This is a genomic window from Phenylobacterium aquaticum (genome assembly GCF_022695515.1).
Taxonomy (GTDB): domain Bacteria; phylum Pseudomonadota; class Alphaproteobacteria; order Caulobacterales; family Caulobacteraceae; genus Phenylobacterium; species Phenylobacterium aquaticum.
On record NZ_JALDPT010000002.1, the window covers coordinates 232,116 to 246,854 of the forward strand.

The 14,739-nt window shown below is 69.7% G+C and carries 15 protein-coding genes and 2 pseudogenes; 11 read left to right on the forward strand and 6 right to left on the reverse strand.

Annotated features, from left to right (window positions below; translation table 11 throughout):
- Window positions 1–35: 35 nt before the first annotated feature.
- Complete coding sequence (locus tag MQH10_RS03000; protein ID WP_242562579.1) at window positions 36–1,370, reverse strand: dihydroorotase; 1,335 nt, start codon at window positions 1,368–1,370, stop codon at window positions 36–38.
- Window positions 1,371–1,378: 8 nt separating this feature from the next.
- Window positions 1,379–2,410 carry a glycosyltransferase family 9 protein gene (locus MQH10_RS03005; RefSeq protein WP_242562580.1) on the reverse strand — a complete coding sequence of 344 codons (1,032 nt, stop codon included), beginning with the start codon at window positions 2,408–2,410 and terminating at the stop codon, window positions 1,379–1,381.
- Between MQH10_RS03005 and ygfZ the strand changes: the two genes are divergently transcribed.
- Together ygfZ and lepB are read left to right on the forward strand one after the other, a co-directional pair.
- Window positions 2,409–3,224, forward strand: coding sequence for a CAF17-like 4Fe-4S cluster assembly/insertion protein YgfZ (gene ygfZ / locus MQH10_RS03010; protein ID WP_242562581.1), 816 nt, complete (start codon window positions 2,409–2,411; stop codon window positions 3,222–3,224). The genes MQH10_RS03005 and ygfZ overlap by 2 nt on opposite strands.
- Before the next feature lie 115 nt (window positions 3,225–3,339).
- Window positions 3,340–4,116 carry a signal peptidase I gene (lepB, locus tag MQH10_RS03015; RefSeq protein WP_242562582.1) on the forward strand — a complete coding sequence of 259 codons (777 nt, stop codon included), beginning with the start codon at window positions 3,340–3,342 and terminating at the stop codon, window positions 4,114–4,116.
- A 261-nt stretch (window positions 4,117–4,377) separates the two neighbouring features.
- Here lepB and MQH10_RS03020 read toward each other — a convergent pair whose 3' ends face one another.
- Entirely contained in the window at window positions 4,378–4,728 is a 351-nt protein-coding gene (locus tag MQH10_RS03020) for an EF-hand domain-containing protein (RefSeq protein WP_242562583.1), read from the reverse strand.
- A gap of 57 nt (window positions 4,729–4,785) precedes the next feature.
- The gene (locus MQH10_RS03025; RefSeq protein WP_242562584.1) at window positions 4,786–5,664 is read right to left on the reverse strand and encodes an alpha/beta fold hydrolase; all 879 of its coding nucleotides are present in this window, start codon (window positions 5,662–5,664) and stop codon (window positions 4,786–4,788) included.
- Between the two features lie 52 nt (window positions 5,665–5,716).
- Here MQH10_RS03025 and MQH10_RS03030 point away from each other — a divergent pair, with 52 nt between their 5' ends.
- From MQH10_RS03030 to MQH10_RS03045, 4 genes and pseudogenes are all read left to right on the forward strand, one after another.
- A complete protein-coding gene (locus MQH10_RS03030; protein WP_242562585.1) occupies window positions 5,717–6,307 on the forward strand; it encodes a DNA-3-methyladenine glycosylase I in 591 nt (196 codons plus the stop codon).
- On the forward strand, window positions 6,307–6,921 hold the full coding sequence (locus MQH10_RS03035; RefSeq protein ID WP_242562586.1) for a ribonuclease HII: 615 nt from the start codon (window positions 6,307–6,309) through the stop codon (window positions 6,919–6,921). The genes MQH10_RS03030 and MQH10_RS03035 overlap by 1 nt, the downstream gene beginning before the upstream one ends.
- Before the next feature lie 47 nt (window positions 6,922–6,968).
- Window positions 6,969–8,029 (forward strand): annotated as a pseudogene (locus MQH10_RS03040) (DUF2332 domain-containing protein).
- Between the two features lie 84 nt (window positions 8,030–8,113).
- Window positions 8,114–9,187: a site-specific DNA-methyltransferase gene (locus MQH10_RS03045; RefSeq protein WP_242562588.1), complete on the forward strand. Its 1,074-nt coding sequence runs from the start codon at window positions 8,114–8,116 to the stop codon at window positions 9,185–9,187.
- A 7-nt stretch (window positions 9,188–9,194) separates the two neighbouring features.
- On the opposite strand, the gene MQH10_RS03050 is transcribed toward MQH10_RS03045, so the two are convergent.
- Complete coding sequence (locus MQH10_RS03050) at window positions 9,195–9,557, reverse strand: VOC family protein (protein WP_242562589.1); 363 nt, start codon at window positions 9,555–9,557, stop codon at window positions 9,195–9,197.
- Window positions 9,558–9,640: 83 nt separating this feature from the next.
- Between MQH10_RS03050 and MQH10_RS03055 the strand changes: the two genes are divergently transcribed.
- Together MQH10_RS03055 and MQH10_RS03060 are read left to right on the forward strand one after the other, a co-directional pair.
- Window positions 9,641–9,955, forward strand: coding sequence for a helix-turn-helix domain-containing protein (locus MQH10_RS03055; protein ID WP_242562590.1), 315 nt, complete (start codon window positions 9,641–9,643; stop codon window positions 9,953–9,955).
- Between the two features lie 71 nt (window positions 9,956–10,026).
- Window positions 10,027–11,205, forward strand: a complete 1,179-nt coding sequence (locus MQH10_RS03060) for an MFS transporter (protein ID WP_242562591.1) — start codon at window positions 10,027–10,029, stop codon at window positions 11,203–11,205.
- Here the strand turns inward: MQH10_RS03060 and mutY are convergent.
- Complete coding sequence (gene mutY / locus MQH10_RS03065) at window positions 11,202–12,248, reverse strand: A/G-specific adenine glycosylase (protein WP_242562592.1); 1,047 nt, start codon at window positions 12,246–12,248, stop codon at window positions 11,202–11,204. The two genes, MQH10_RS03060 and mutY, sit on opposite strands and share 4 nt — an antisense overlap.
- Before the next feature lie 73 nt (window positions 12,249–12,321).
- Here mutY and MQH10_RS03070 point away from each other — a divergent pair, with 73 nt between their 5' ends.
- From MQH10_RS03070 to MQH10_RS03080, 3 genes and pseudogenes are all read left to right on the forward strand, one after another.
- Window positions 12,322–12,873 (forward strand): DUF721 domain-containing protein, encoded by a 552-nt coding sequence (locus MQH10_RS03070; RefSeq protein ID WP_242562593.1) that lies wholly within the window; start codon window positions 12,322–12,324, stop codon window positions 12,871–12,873.
- Between the two features lie 62 nt (window positions 12,874–12,935).
- A complete protein-coding gene (locus tag MQH10_RS03075) occupies window positions 12,936–13,553 on the forward strand; it encodes a DsbA family protein (protein ID WP_242562594.1) in 618 nt (205 codons plus the stop codon).
- Window positions 13,554–13,571: 18 nt separating this feature from the next.
- Window positions 13,572–14,739, forward strand: a pseudogene (locus MQH10_RS03080) (AAA family ATPase); the annotation flags it as partial.

Below are 14,739 nucleotides of genomic sequence, written 5' to 3' on the forward strand. Positions count from 1 at the left end.
GGGGGCGGCGAGTCGACAGGGCCGTCCGAAAAAAATCAGTGCGCCAGGGTCTCGGCGAAGCGCACGGACTCGCCCAGGCTGGGGGCCACGATCTCGTCGTCGCGCATGACCACCCGGCCGCGGATGATGGTGGCCATGGGCCAGCCCTCGGTCTCGAAGCCGTCAAAGGGGGTCCAGCCAGCGCGGGTCGCCATGTCCTCATGGCGGATGGTGCGGCGCGCCTTCAGGTCGACGATCGTCAGGTCGGCGTCATAGCCCACCGCCAACCGGCCCTTGTCGGCCAGGCCGAACACCCGGTTCACCCCATGGCTGGTCAGGTCGACGAAACGCTCCAGGGTCAGGCGGCCCTGGGCCACATGAGTCAGCATCAGCGGCACCAGGGTCTGCACGCCGGGCATGCCGGACGGCGAGGCCGGATAGGGCCGGGCCTTCTCGTCCTTGGTGTGCGGCGCGTGATCGGAGCCCAGCACGTCGGCGACGCCGAGCGCGATGCCGCGCCAGAGGGCGTCCTGGTGCGCCTTGCCGCGGATCGGCGGGTTCATCTGGGCGTAGCCCTTCAGCCGCTCGTAGGCCTCCGGCGCGGTGAGCGTCAGGTGCTGGGGGGTGAACTCGACGCTGGCCACGTCCTTGTGGGCGGCCAGGAATTCGACCTCCTGGGCGGTGGTCACGTGCAGCACGTGGATCCGCTTGCCCAGGCCCTTGGCGATGCGCACCAGCCGCTCAGTCGACTGGATCGCCGACTGGGCGTCGCGCACTTCTTCGTGGCTGGTCCAGTCGCCGGTGCGGGCCAGCGGCCGGCGCTCGGCCAGGCGATATTCGTCCTCGGAATGGAAGGCGGCGCGGCGGTTCACATGGCGCAGCACCTGCTCGACGCCCTCGTCGTCCTGCACCAGCAGGGTGCCGGTCGAGGCGCCCATGAACACCTTGATCCCGCAACAGCCGGGCAGGCGCTCCAGCTCGCCCAGGAAGGCGGCGTTCTCGTGGGTGCCGCCCACGTAGAAGGCGTGGTCGCAGTGCATCCTGTGGTGCGCGCGCGACAGCTTGTCGGCGAGCGCGTCGGGATCGGTGGTGGTCGGCTCGGTGTTCGGCATCTCGAACACGGCGGTCACCCCGCCCAGCACCGCGCCGCGGCTGCCGGTCTCCAGGTCTTCCTTCCATTCCAGGCCCGGCTCGCGGAAGTGGACCTGGCTGTCGATGACGCCCGGCAGCACCACCAACCCCTTGGCGTCGAACACCTCGCCGGCCGAGGCGTGCGACAGGTCGCCGATCGCGGCCACCTTGCCCGCCCGGACGCCGACATCGGCGAAGCCCCGCCCCGAATGGTTCACCACCTCGCCGCCACGGACGATCAGGTCAAAGGTCTCAGACATCGGGGGCCTCAGGTTTCGGCTAACAGGTCCTTGGCCGCGGCGACCACGGTGTCGACGGGCAGGTCCATCATGTGGCAGACCGCCTGTTGGAAGCTAGGGTCCACGGCGACGATCTGTTCAAGCGTGCGTGGGCCGCGGACCACCCGGGCCTTCACGCCCCACGGGCCGTAGAGCCGGTCGTCCGAGGGGCCGAACAGGCCCACGGTCGGCACGCCGGCGGCGGCGGCGATGTGCATCAGGCCGGAATCATTGCCGATGAACAGCCGCGCGTGCTTCAGGCAGGCATAGGCGGTGAGCAGGTCGACCTTGCCGACCACGTCGATGAACCGGTCCTTGGCCACCACGTCGCGCAGGGACTGGCCGATATGGGCGTCTTCCGGCCCGCCCAGCACCATCAGTCGCCCGCCCTGCAGGGGACCGCCCTCGCCCAGCAGCTGCATGCCGACCTGGGCGAAGCGCTCCACGGGCCAGGTCTTGCCGACCCAGTTGGCGGAGGGGGCGAGCGCCAGGATCGGGCCCTCGCCGGCGGTGATCTCCACCGCGGCCATCTCGGTCTCGGGGCTCGTATAGAGATAGGGCGCGGCCGGCTCGTCCTCGATGCGCAACACCCGCGCCGCCTCGATCACCTTGTGGACCGGCCCGCCGTTCAGGGCCTTGCGGAACACCGCGCGCCGCTTGGTGCTGAGGAAGCGCGAGATGGCCGAGCCGCGCAGGTCGACCACCAGGCCCCATTTGCGCCGGCGCACCTGGCGCCACAGCTTGAACCAGTGGCCGCCGTCCTTGGACTTCTCGAAGACGATGATCTCGTCCAGCGCCGGCATGTCCACGAACAGGGGCGCGGCGACGGGGCCGGCCACCACGGTGAAGCGCGCATTGGGGATCTCGTCCGCCAACCGGCGGATCAGCCCCGAGGACAGCACGGCGTCACCTATCCGCGTCGCGGTGATGAACAGAATCGGGAAAGTCCCGCGGGTCATCAGAGCCTTATAGAGGTCAGAAGGCTGGCGCTCCACCCGAAGGCCCCCTAACTGCGTCAGCATGTCCGCTCATCACGCACTCTTGCCCGGCCGCGCCCTCATCGCCCTCTCCGGAGAGGACTGGCGAAGCTTCCTCCAGGGCCTGATCACCCAGGACGTCGAGACCCTGGCCCCCGGCGAGGCGCGGTTCGCCGCCCTGCTGACCCCCCAGGGCAAGCTGATGTACGACCTGTTCATGGTCGGCCGCCCGGACGGCGCCTGGCTGGAGGTCGAGGCTGATCGCCGCGAGGCCCTGATCCAGCGCCTGGCCATGTACCGCCTGCGCGCCAAGGTGCAGATCGCCGCCGACGACGCGCCGGTGTCGGCCCTGTGGGGTGGCGAGGCCCCGTCCGACGGCGGCTGGGTCGCCGACCCCCGCCTGCCGGCGCTCGGACACCGGGGCTATGGCGCCGCCGCGCCCGTGACCGCCGAGGAGGCGGACTATGACGCCCACCGCCTGGACCTGGGCGTTCCCGGCCCGGCCGACTGGGGCTTCGAGGAGACCTATCCGATCGAGGCCAATTTCGACCTCTTGGGCGGGATCGACTTCAAGAAAGGCTGCTTCATCGGCCAGGAGACCACCTCGCGCATGAAGCGACGCGGCCAGATCAAGACCCGCATGCTGCCGATCTCCTTCGAGGGCGAGGGCCCGGCCCCCGGCGCCGAGATCCTGGCCGGAACCCTGCGGGCCGGCGAGGTTCTGTCCGGACGCGACGGACGCGCCATGGCCTCCCTGCGCCTCGACCGGATCGCCGGCGATCTCACCGCCGACGGTTGGGAGGTGCGGGTCGAGCGTCCGGACTGGATGGCCCAGGCCCTGGCGCCATCGCAGGACTGAGGGCGGCGTCCCGACGTCGAATTCGATGTCCGGACACGAGTTTGATTGAAGTTCGCCACCGCCTTGCCCAGAGAACAGGAGAGGCGATCCGCGCCTCGACGCCAGCAGGACTCCCATGACGACCACGCCGCAGACCCCCGGCCCGAAGACCGCCGCCCAGGACGGATGGGCCGAGTTGCTCGAGATCGGCCGGACGGTGGCCTATGCGCTCGCCATTGCGCTGGTGCTGCGGATCTTCCTGTTCCAGCCCTTCACGATCCCCTCGGCCTCGATGGAGCCGGCCCTGCTGACCGGCGACTATGTGATCGTGTCCAAGTACAGCTACGGCTACAGCCGCTGCTCCATCCCCTTCTGCCCGCCCCTGTTCAAGGGCCGCATCCTGGGCCCGGCGCCCAAGCGCGGCGACATCGTCGTGTTCCAGCTGCCCCGCGACCTCAACATCACCTATGTGAAGCGCCTGATCGGCCTGCCCGGCGACCGGATCCAGGTCCGCGGCGGGGTGGTCTATGTGAACGGCAAGATGATCCCGCGGACCCCGCTGGGCCCGACCGAGGATCCCGACACCCCCGGCCTGCAGGTCATGCAGTACGCCGAGCCCAAGCCGGACGGCCACAGCTACATCACCTTCGACCGCTCGCCCGATCATGAGGGCGACGACACCGACGTCTATGTCGTGCCCCAGGGCCACTATTTCATGATGGGCGACAACCGCGACAACTCGCTGGACAGCCGCTGGCCCCAGGAGATCGGCGTGGGCTTTGTCCCGGCCGAGAACTTCGTCGGCCGCGCCGAGCTGGTGCTGGTCTCATGGCATCCGGGCGCGTCGCTGTTCCTGCCCTGGACCTGGTTCACCAAGCTGAACGTGCACCGGCTGTTCCACCCGCTGCACTAGGGGTGAAGGGGAGGCCGATGTCCCCCACCGGCATCCTTCTCCCCTTGAGGGAGAAGGATGCCTGGCGGAGCCAGGTCGGATGAGGGGTCGATAGGCCTCGCCACCGCCATGCGCCGACCCCAGTTGAGCGTTCTGAGAAACCCCTCATCCGGGGGCCTTCCAGACCGCCACCTTCTCCCGCAAGGGGAGAAGGACGCTTTGGTAGCAACCCTACACGCTGGGATCATTCCGCCTCGATGGCGGTGGCGCGGCTCAACCCACTCAGTTGGCGCGGCGGAATTCCTGATAGGTGACGACGCCGTTGTGATCGGCGTCCAGCCGCTCGAAGGCCCGGCGGCTCTGGGCCTCGTGCGGGGCGCGGGCGAGCGAGGGCACGGCCACCGCGCCGACCGCCAGCGCGACCAGGGTCCCGGCGATCAGCCGCATGCGGCGCCGTGCGGTCTGGGCGGCGTCAATCGCCTCGCCCGACAGGCGGGTCTCGATCAGATCGCGCAGCACCTCGCTGGCCGAACGCCCCTCGTCCCGACAGCGGGCCATGAAGGCCTGCTTGGTCGGATAAGGGATGCGGATCTCCAGGGATTCGCTTTTCTTCGGAGGGCGAAGGTCGCTCATGGGGCCAATTCTAGCGCCAAATCCGTTGCAGGTCAGTGAAATCCTGTCCGGACACCGCTAGCCCCCCGCTCCGAAGAACCCCCGTAAGGCCGCCAGTGTCTCGGCCGGCTTCTCCTCGGGAATGAAGTGGCCGCAGTCGATGGCCTGGCCCGTGACGTCGTCGGCCCACTCGCGCCACAGGCCCAGCACATCGTACCAGGCGCCCAGAGCCCCCTTGCCGCCCCAGAGGATCTGCACCGGGCAGGCGATCTTCCTCTGGCCGCGGTCGGCCTCGTCGACGGCGACGTCATAGCTCGCCCCGGCGCGGTAGTCCTCGCACATGGCGTGGATCACCGCAGGGTCACGGGCGGCCTTGCGATAATCCTCGAAGGCGTCCGGCGCGAAGGGCGGGACAGCCCCGCGCATCATGCCCTCGAACAGGAACTTGTCCGGGTCATGGGCGATCAGGCTCTCCGGGAACGGCGCCGGCTGGGCCAGGAACGACCAGTGCCAATAGCCCAGCGCAAAGGCCTTGTTGGCCCGCTTCCAGACATCGGCCGTCGGAATGATGTCGAGGATCGACAGCTTGATCAGGGCGTCGGGATGATCCAGCCCCAGGCGATAGGCCACCCGGCCGCCCCGGTCATGGCCGGCCAGATTGAACCGCTCATGGCCGAAATGGCGCATCAGGGCGATGGCGTCGCGGGCCATGGCGCGCTTGGAATAGGTCTCGTGGTCCTTCACCGCCGCGGGCTTGGTGCTCTCGCCATAGCCGCGCAGGTCCGGCGCGATGACCGTGAAGTCGCGGGCCAGATCGTCGGCGATCTTGCCCCACATCATGTGGGTCTCGGGATAGCCGTGCAGCAGGAGCAGCGGCGGGCCGGAGCCGCCATGGCGCACCCGCAGGATCGCCTCGCCCACATCGACGCGGCTCAGTTCGAAGCGCTCGAACCCCATTTGTTCCCTCTCCCGCTTGCCCGCGCCGGCCCATCCGCGTGAAATGGACCCCATGACTTCAGATCCGATTCGATGCGGCTGGCGCGGCATGCAGGGTGACGCCCTGTATGAGGCCTATCACGACACGGAATGGGGCGTGCCGGAATACGATTCCCGCGCGCTCTGGGAGAAGCTGGTGCTCGACGGATTCCAGGCGGGCCTCGCCTGGATCACCATCCTGCGCAAGCGCGACGCCTTCCGCGCCGCCTTCGCCGACTTCGATCCGGAGAAGGTCGCCCGCTTCGGGGAGGCCGACCGCGCCCGGCTGATGGCCGACGCCGGCATCGTCCGCTCCAACGCCAAGATCGACGCGGCCATCGCCAGCGCCCGGCTCTATCTGGACATGCGCGACAAGGGCGAGGACTTCAGCCAGTTCCTGTGGTCCTACACCAACGGCCGCACCATCCAGAACCGCTGGACCGAGATCTCCCAGGTGCCGGCCAAGACCAATGTCGCCGAGGCCATGTCCAAGGGGCTGAAGGACAAGGGCTTCAAGTTCGTGGGCCCGGTGATCGTCTACGCCTTCATGCAGGCCACCGGCTTCGTGAACGACCACCTGGTCTCCTGCCACTGCCATGAGCGCGTCCGGCGGATGAGCGCCTGATGCCGGATTTCTCCCTCGAACTCCTGTCGCCTTCGCCGGTCTGCGGCGTGGACGAGGCGGGCCGGGGGCCCTGGGCCGGACCGGTGTCCGCCGCCGCGGTGATCCTGGATCCGCGGCGCATTCCCGCCGGCCTGGACGATTCCAAGAAGCTCTCCGCCAAGGCCCGCGACGCCCTGGAGATCGAGATCAAGCAGGTCGCCGTCGCCTGGTGCGTGGCCATGGCCAGCGTCGAGGAAATCGAAGAGCTCAACATCCTGCACGCCACCGGCCTGGCCATGCGCCGCGCGATCGAGGGGCTGTCGGTGGCGCCGGTCCACGCCCTGGTGGACGGCAATTACAAGTTCAAGCTGCCCTGCCCGATCCGCACCGTGGTCAAGGGCGACTCCATCTCGGCCTCCATCGCCGCGGCCTCCATCCTCGCCAAGACCGCCCGCGACCGGGTGATGGTCGACGCCGACGCCCTCTATCCCGGCTACGGCTTCGCCGCCCACAAGGGCTATCACGCCCCGATCCATGTGGAGGCCCTGCGCCGGATGGGCCCCTGCCCGATCCACCGGCCGAGCTGGGCGCCGGTCCGCGCCGTCCTGGCCGGCGAGACCATGGAAATTGATTAGCTGAATCAAGATTGACCGGGCCGGGACGCCAGCGCGTTGCTGCGCCCATGACCGCCAATCCCGACCTCGTCCGCAATCTGCACCTCCAGGCCAAGGCCTGCGACAAGCTGGGCTCGCCTTTCAACGCCGGTCTCCTGACCCTGGCGGCCGAGGATCTGGACGCCGGCGGCCCGACCGCCGACCTCCTGGCGCCCTGGGCCACGGCCAGCCTGAAGACCGCCTTTGACGACGCCACCGCCCTGCGTCTGGTCGGGGGCTTGCATGACCTGGTGCTCAGCGGCGACGCCGCCGACCTCGCCGGCCTCTATCCCGCCCCCGGCCGCGCCGCCGATCCGGCCCTGGCCTGGCCCGCGGCCCGCGCGGCCATGATCACGCACCGCGACCGGCTGATCGACTTCCTCGACCACGAGCCCCAGACCAATGAGGTGCGCCGCTCGGTCTGCCTGGCGCCCGGCTTTCTCACCCTCGCCGCCGAGACCGGTCTGCCGATCCGCGCCTTCGAGATCGCCGCCAGCGCCGGGCTGAACCTCAACTGGGACCGATATCACTACCAGTTCGGCGCCGCGTCCTGGGGCGATCCGGATGCCGCCGTGCGGCTGGACACCGAATGGACCGGGCCGGCGCCGCCGGTCGGGGCCAGGATCGAGGTGACCGAACGCGCCGCCTGCGACCGCCGCCCGGTGGACCTGACCGATCCAAGCCTGCGCCGCCGGCTGCTCGCCTATGTCTGGCCCGACCAGTTCGAGCGCCTGGCCCGCATCCGCGCCGCCATCGACCTGGCCCTGGCCCTCGAGGTCAAGGTCGAGGCCGCCGACGCCGTCGCCTGGACCGCCGCCCACGCTGCGCCCAAGGCCGGGGCCGTGACCTGCCTCTATCATTCGGTGTTCTGGCAATACATGCCGGCCGCCAGCCAGGCGCGCTCAGCCAGACCATCGCCGACCTCGGCGCCCGGGCGACGACGGCCGCCCCCTTCGCCTGGCTGCGCATGGAGCCGGACCCGGGGAACATGGCCCAGATGCAGGTCCGCCTGACGCTTTGGCCCACAGGCCAGGAGCGGATCCTGGCCGAGGTTCACCCGCACGGGGCTTTCGTGAACTGGACCGGTTAAATCCGTTTCCGGATTAACCACGTTTGATCACGACCCCTTCACCACAAAGATTCAGGATTCCGTCTCGTACTTCGTGAGGCGGACATGACCCCTGACACCATCATTCTCGGCGACTGCATCGAGGAGCTGAAGAAGCTCCCGGCCAAGTCGGTCGATCTGGTTTTCGCCGATCCGCCCTATAACCTGCAGCTGGGCGGCGACCTGCTGCGTCCCGACAATTCCAAGGTCGACGCCGTCGATGACGACTGGGACCGGTTCGAGAGCTTCGAGACCTATGACGCCTTCACCCGCGCCTGGCTTTCCGAGTGCAAGCGGGTCCTGAAGGACGACGGCGCGATCTGGGTGATCGGCAGCTATCACAACATCTTCCGGGTCGGCACGGCCCTGCAGGACCAGGGCTTCTGGATCCTGAACGACATCATCTGGCGCAAGTCGAACCCGATGCCGAACTTCAAGGGCACCCGGTTCACCAACGCCCACGAGACCTTGATCTGGGCCTCCAAGAGCCGTGGCGCGCGCCGCTACACCTTCAATTACGACGCCATGAAGATGGCCAATGACGAGCTGCAGATGCGCTCGGACTGGACCCTGCCGCTGTGCACGGGCGAGGAGCGCCTGAAGGACGAGGCGGGCGTCAAGGCCCACCCGACCCAAAAGCCCGAGGCCCTGCTGCATCGGGTGATCCTGTCCTCGACCAAGGTCGGCGACATCGTGCTCGACCCCTTCTTCGGCACCGGCACCACGGGCGCCGCCGCCAAGCGCCTGGGCCGCAAGTTCATCGGCCTGGAGCGTGATCCGACCTACGCCAAGCTCGCCAAGGAGCGGATCGCCAAGGTGATCCCGATCTCTCCGGCCGACCTGGACGTCATGGGCTCCAAGCGCCAGGAGCCGCGCATTCCCTTCGGCCAGATCGTCGAGGCGGGCCTGCTGCGTCCCGGCGACACCCTCTATTGCCCCAAGGGCGAACGCGCCGCCCGCGTCCGCGCCGACGGCAGCCTGGTGATCGGCGAGATGGCCGGCTCGATCCACAAGGTCGGCGCCATGGTCCAGGCCGCCCCGGCCTGCAACGGCTGGACCTACTGGCACTTCAAGTCCGACAAGGGCCTGGCCCCCATCGACGTCCTGCGCGCCAAGGTCCGCAGCCAGATGGCGGCCTGATCGCCCCCTAGCGCGAGCCCAGCACGAACTCGTTGCCGTCGGGATCCTTGAAGATCGCGAAGGTTCCCCACGGCTGCTTTCCCGGCGGTCCGAGGAATTCGACGCCGCGGGCCGACAGCTGACGCCAGGTCGCTTCGACGTCGTCGCAGGCGAGCGAGCCGTTGAAGCGCCCGCCGATCCGGTCCTCGTGACCCGGCTGGGTGAACAGCACCAGGCCGGTCTGGCTGTTGTGGATGGCGAGCTCGATCCAGCGCTGGTTTCCCATCGGCTGGTCCGTGATCACCCGAAAGCCGATCTTCTCGGTCCAGAAGGCCAGGGCCTTGTCCTGGTCGCGGGACGGGACGGTGGCGAATTTCAGATGGGTGATCATGCGGCCTCCGGGACTAGATCGCGTCTTTGCAGCCCGAGATGCGGCGCGAGACAATGGGTCCATCAAATACTATAGCAACGATCATGACCCAGACCGTGCGGCTTGATCGCTATATCCTTGAGGTCCTGATGCGCGACCTGGTCGGTCACGACCACGCGCCCTCGGCCTATCTGCTCTACCTCTGGCTCTGGGACCGCACGGAGGGCGGGACCCGGCGCCACGCCGCCAGCCTGTCGACCCTCGCCGCCGACACCGGTCTCTCCAAGTCCTCGATCCAGAACGCTGTCCGGCATCTGGCCGCCCGCCGCCAGTTGATTGCCGTGACCCGCGAAGGGCCGACGACGCCGCCGATCTATGAAGTCCTGACACCCTGGCGACGCACGTCGGCGGCAAGCTGAACCCGCGCGCGACCGACCAATCGGTCGGTATTTGGCTGGCGGGGAGCCAAGGCTCCGCTTAGCTTGCTCAAATGAACCCACGCATCTACGTCCTGACCCTGGTCACCTTCGCCTTCGGGTCGGGCGCCTTCATCTTCGCCGGCATGCTGGAGACGCTCGCCCATGACCTGGGCGTCACCACCGCCGTGGCCGGCCAGCTGCAGACCGCCTTCGTCCTGACCTCGGCCCTGCTCGGCCCCGTCGCGGCCTGGCTGTTCGGCCAGGTGGACCGCAAGTTCATGGTCATCGCCGGCCTGACCACTGGTCTCGTCCTGCATCTGGCCTGCGCCATGACGCCGAATTTCGGCATGCTGCTGGTCCTGCGCGCCCTGGCCGGTCTGGCCGGCGCCATGTCGGGCCCGGCCGCCAGCGTGGCGGCGGCCTCGCTCGCCGCGCCCGAACGCCGGGGCTCGGCCATCGCCATGGTCTCGGGCGGCATGACCCTCGCCTTCGTGGTCGGCATTCCCCTGGGCAGCCTGGTGGGCGCCATGTTCGGCTGGCGGGCGACCTTCCTGCTGGCGGCCGCCATGTCGGCCATTCCGCTGATCGCCGTGATCTTCTTCCTGCCTCGCGTGCCCGCGCCGCCCAAGCGCCAGGGCGGCGGCCTGCAGAGCCTGAACCTGGCGACGGTCTGGCCCTTCTATCTGACCACCTTCCTGACCTTCGCCGCCAATATGACGCTGAACCTCTACATCGCCCCGATCGTGCGGGTGGGGGCGGGCGTCACTGGCGCCGGCGTCGGCGCCTTCCAGGCCATGATCGGGTTCGGCTCGATCGCCGGTCTCACGCTTGGCGCCCGCGCCGCCGATCGGGACGCCGGACGCGGCTGGATCCTGCAGGGCTTCGCGATCCAGGCCACGGCCATGAGCGTCCACTTCGCCGCCACCCACCACGTCCTGCCGGCCGGATGGCCCAGCGCGGTGCTGGTGGCGACGGGCATCTTCCTGGCCGCCACGGCCCTGTTCTCGATCACCCCGGTGATCCAGGCCAAGCTGATCCAGGCGACCAGCGGCGCGCCGGTGGCGCTCGCCCTCAACGGCTCGGTGATCTCCATGGGCCAGGCCCTGGGTTCGGCGGTGGGCGGCGCGGCGCTGGCGACCTATGGCGTGCCGGCCATCCCCGGCGCGGCGCTCACCCTGTCGCTCACGGCGCTCACCACCCTGGCCTTCCTGTTCCCGCGGCAGCCGGCCCCGGCCCACATCGCCGACTAGATCAGCTTGGTGAGGCCCGCCTTGGCGGCCTTGAGGAACACGCTGGGCAGGCCGTCGAGATCCCGCCGCGGCGACCAGATCACACCTGCCGCATCGCCCTCCGCCCTGAACACCCTGAGCGTCAGGGAGAAGTGGGTGAAGACATGCTCCACCTCGCCCAGGTCGCGCCAGTCGAGCGCAGCGGGCGCGGCGGCCCGCGCCTGGGCGTCCGACCAGGGGGCCGCGCGCCAGTCGCTGGTGGGCAGGGCCAGCATCCCGCCCAGGAGACCCTTGGGCGGCCGGCGCACCAGCCCCACCTCGTCGCCCCGGGTCAGCACATAGGCCACGCCGTGGCGGTGCGGTCGCTCGGCCTTCTTGGTCTTGCGCGGATAGGTCTCCGGCGCGCCGGTCGCCAGGCCGGCGCAGGCCTCGGCGATCGGGCAGCGATCGCACAGCGGCGACTTCGGCCGACAGATCGTCGCGCCCAGATCCATCAGGGCCTGGGCCCAGTCGCCGGGCCGGTCGTCGCGCACCAGGTTGAGCGCGTGGGCCTTCAGCTCCGGCTTGCCGTCCGGCAGGGGCGTCTCGACGGCGTAGAGCCGGGCCATCACCCGCTCGACATTGCCGTCCACCACATTGGCCGGCCGGTCAAAGGCGATCGCCGCCACCGCCGCCGCCGTATAGAGCCCAAGCCCCGGCAGGGCCCGCAGCCCCTCCTCCGTATCCGGGAACACGCCGCCATGATCCTTGGCCACCGCGCGGGCGCAGGCCAGCAGGTTGCGGGCCCGGGCGTAATAGCCAAGCCCCGCCCAGGCGGCCATCACCTCGCCGTCGTCCTCCGCCGCCAGGTCGCAGACTGTCGGCCAGCGGGCGGTGAACTTCAGGAAATAGGGCGTGGCGTGCGGCACGGTGGTCTGCTGCAGCATCACCTCCGACAGCCAGACCCGATAGGGATCGGCCCGCACCCCGGCCTGGCCGTCCGCCGGCCCCACCCGCCAGGCCAGGTCGCGGGCCTGGGCGTCGTACCAGGCGAGCAAGCGCGCACGGAGGGTTGCGGGGGTCATGGATGTTGGCTAGCTCAAACCGCGCCGGTTGAGGAGAGGGTGAACCCCGCGGACTTCGACGCTATAAGAGGCCATGCCCCCGCGCAGGCCCCTGCCCACCGCCGCCGAAGCCGCCGCCATACTGGCGCATAAGCGCACGCGGCCGCAGCGCCGCGCGGCGCCGCCGGCCGGCCGGGCGCTCAACAAGATGCTCAAGGCGCTCGACGAGAAGTTCGGCCAGGGGCCCGGCGCCCTGCAGGCCCGCTGGCGCGAGATCGTCGGCGAGGACATCGCGCGCCGCACCGAACCGGTGAAGCTCACCAAGCCCCGCGGCGGCGGGCCAGGGTCTCTGGAGATCCGGGTCGCCGGCGCCGGCGCGGCCCTCATCCAGCATCAGGCCACCGAGATCGTCTCCCGCGTGAACCTGTTCCTCGGCGAAGGCGCCGTGAACAAGCTCAGGATCGTCCAGGGTCCCTTGCGCAACCTGGTCCCCGACCCGCCCAAGCCGCGCCGCAAGGCCCCGCCGCTGGACGCCGCCCAGGAGGCGGCCCTGGTGGAAAGTCTGGCCCAGGCCCCCGACGGCCCTCTCAAGGCCGCATTGCTGAGCTTGGGAAGAGGCGTGCTGCGCGATCGTCGCAGCCGTTGACAATGCAGACCCCGGCGGGGAATCGCGCTTTAATGTTTCGTTCAGACTTCGCAGAGGCTTCCATGTCGCACTTCAGCCGCCGTTTCCTCGCCGTCGCCATGCTGGGCGCCCTGGCGCTCGCCGGGTGCTCCAAGGGCGCCTCGACCAACGCCGACGACATGACCATGGGCGACCCCAAGGCCAAGGTCGAGATGGTGGAATACGCCTCGGCCAGCTGCAGCCACTGCGCCCGGTTCAACAATGAGGTCTTCCCGGCCTTCAAGGCCAAGTACATCGACACCGGCAAGGTCCACTACACGCTCAAGGAATTCCTCACCCCGCCGCAGGAGCTGGCCGCCGCCGGCTTCCTGACCGCCCGCTGCGCCGGCAAGGACAAGTACTTCTCGGTGCTGGACGCCATCTTCAAGGCCCAGAACGAGATGTTCCAGACCGGCGACATGCGCGGCGTCCTGCTGCGGATCGCCCAGTCGTCGGGCATGACCGAGCAGCAGTTCAACGCCTGCATCACCGACGAGGCGGCGCTCAAGGCGCTCAACGCCCGCGTCGAGAAGGCCGCCAAGGACGCCAAGATCACCGGCACCCCCACCTTCTTCATCAACGGCAAGCAGGTCGCCTCCGGCGAAGTCAGCCTGGAGCAGCTCGACACCGCCGTCGCCGCCGCCAACGCCGCGGCCAAGTAAGAAGGGTTCCGCCCGACCGTGCACTTCCAGCGGCTGCGCCTTTCCGGGTTCAAGTCCTTCGTCGATGCGACCGAGTTCCGCATCGAGCCCGGAGTCACGGGCATTGTCGGACCGAACGGCTGCGGCAAGTCGAACCTGCTGGAGGCGCTCCGCTGGGTGATGGGCGCCAATTCCGCCAAGGCCATGCGGGCCGGCGGCATGGACGACGTGATCTTCGCGGGCTCTGGCGGCAGGGCCTCGCGCAACCACGCCGAGGTCACGCTGACCATCGACAACGCCGACCGGCGCGCGCGGCCGCCTTCAACGACCATCCGGTCCTGGAGGTGGTCCGCCGCATCGATCGCGGCGAGGGCTCGACCTATAAGGTCAATGGCCGCGAGGTCCGGGCCCGCGACGTCCAGCTGCTGTTCGCCGACGCCTCCACCGGTTCCAACTCGCCGGCCCTGGTGCGCCAGGGCCAGATCTCCGAGCTGATCGCCGCCAAGCCCCAGAACCGGCGGATGATCCTGGAAGAGGCGGCCGGGGTTTCCGGCCTGCACTCCCGTCGCCACGAAGCCGAGCTCCGCCTGCGGGCGGCGGAGACCAACCTCACCCGCCTGGACGACGTGACCCGCGAGCTGGAGACGGCGCTCAACCGCCTGCGCCGCGACGCCCGCCAGGCCGAGCGCTACAAGAAGCTGTCGGCCGAGATCCGCGCCCTGCAGGGCGCCGTGCTCTACGCCCGCTGGAGCGAGGCCCGCGACGCCGCGACCCGGCTGCAGAGCGAGCTCCAGGACGCCGCCCGCGCGGTGGAGGAGACGGCCCGCGAGGCCGCGGCCGCCACCACCCGCGCCGCCGCCGCCGAGGAGCAGATCAAGCCCCTGCGCGAGGCCGAGACCATCGCCGCCGCCGTGCTGCACCGCCTGGCCATCGACAAGGACCGCCTGGAGCGGGAGGGCGAGGCCCTGGCCGCCGAGGTCGAGCGCCTGGTCGCCGATGTCGGCCGCATCGACACCGACCGCGCCCGCGAGACCCAGATCGTCGAGGACGCCGAGGTCGCGCTGAAGCGCATGGCCGAGGACATCGAGGCCCTGGAGGCCGCCATCGCCGCCGCCCCGGAGCGCGGACCGGAACTGGCCGAGGCCGCCAAGGCCGCCGAGGCCGCGCGCATGGAGGCCGACGCCGCCGTCGAGGCCCTGGCCGGACC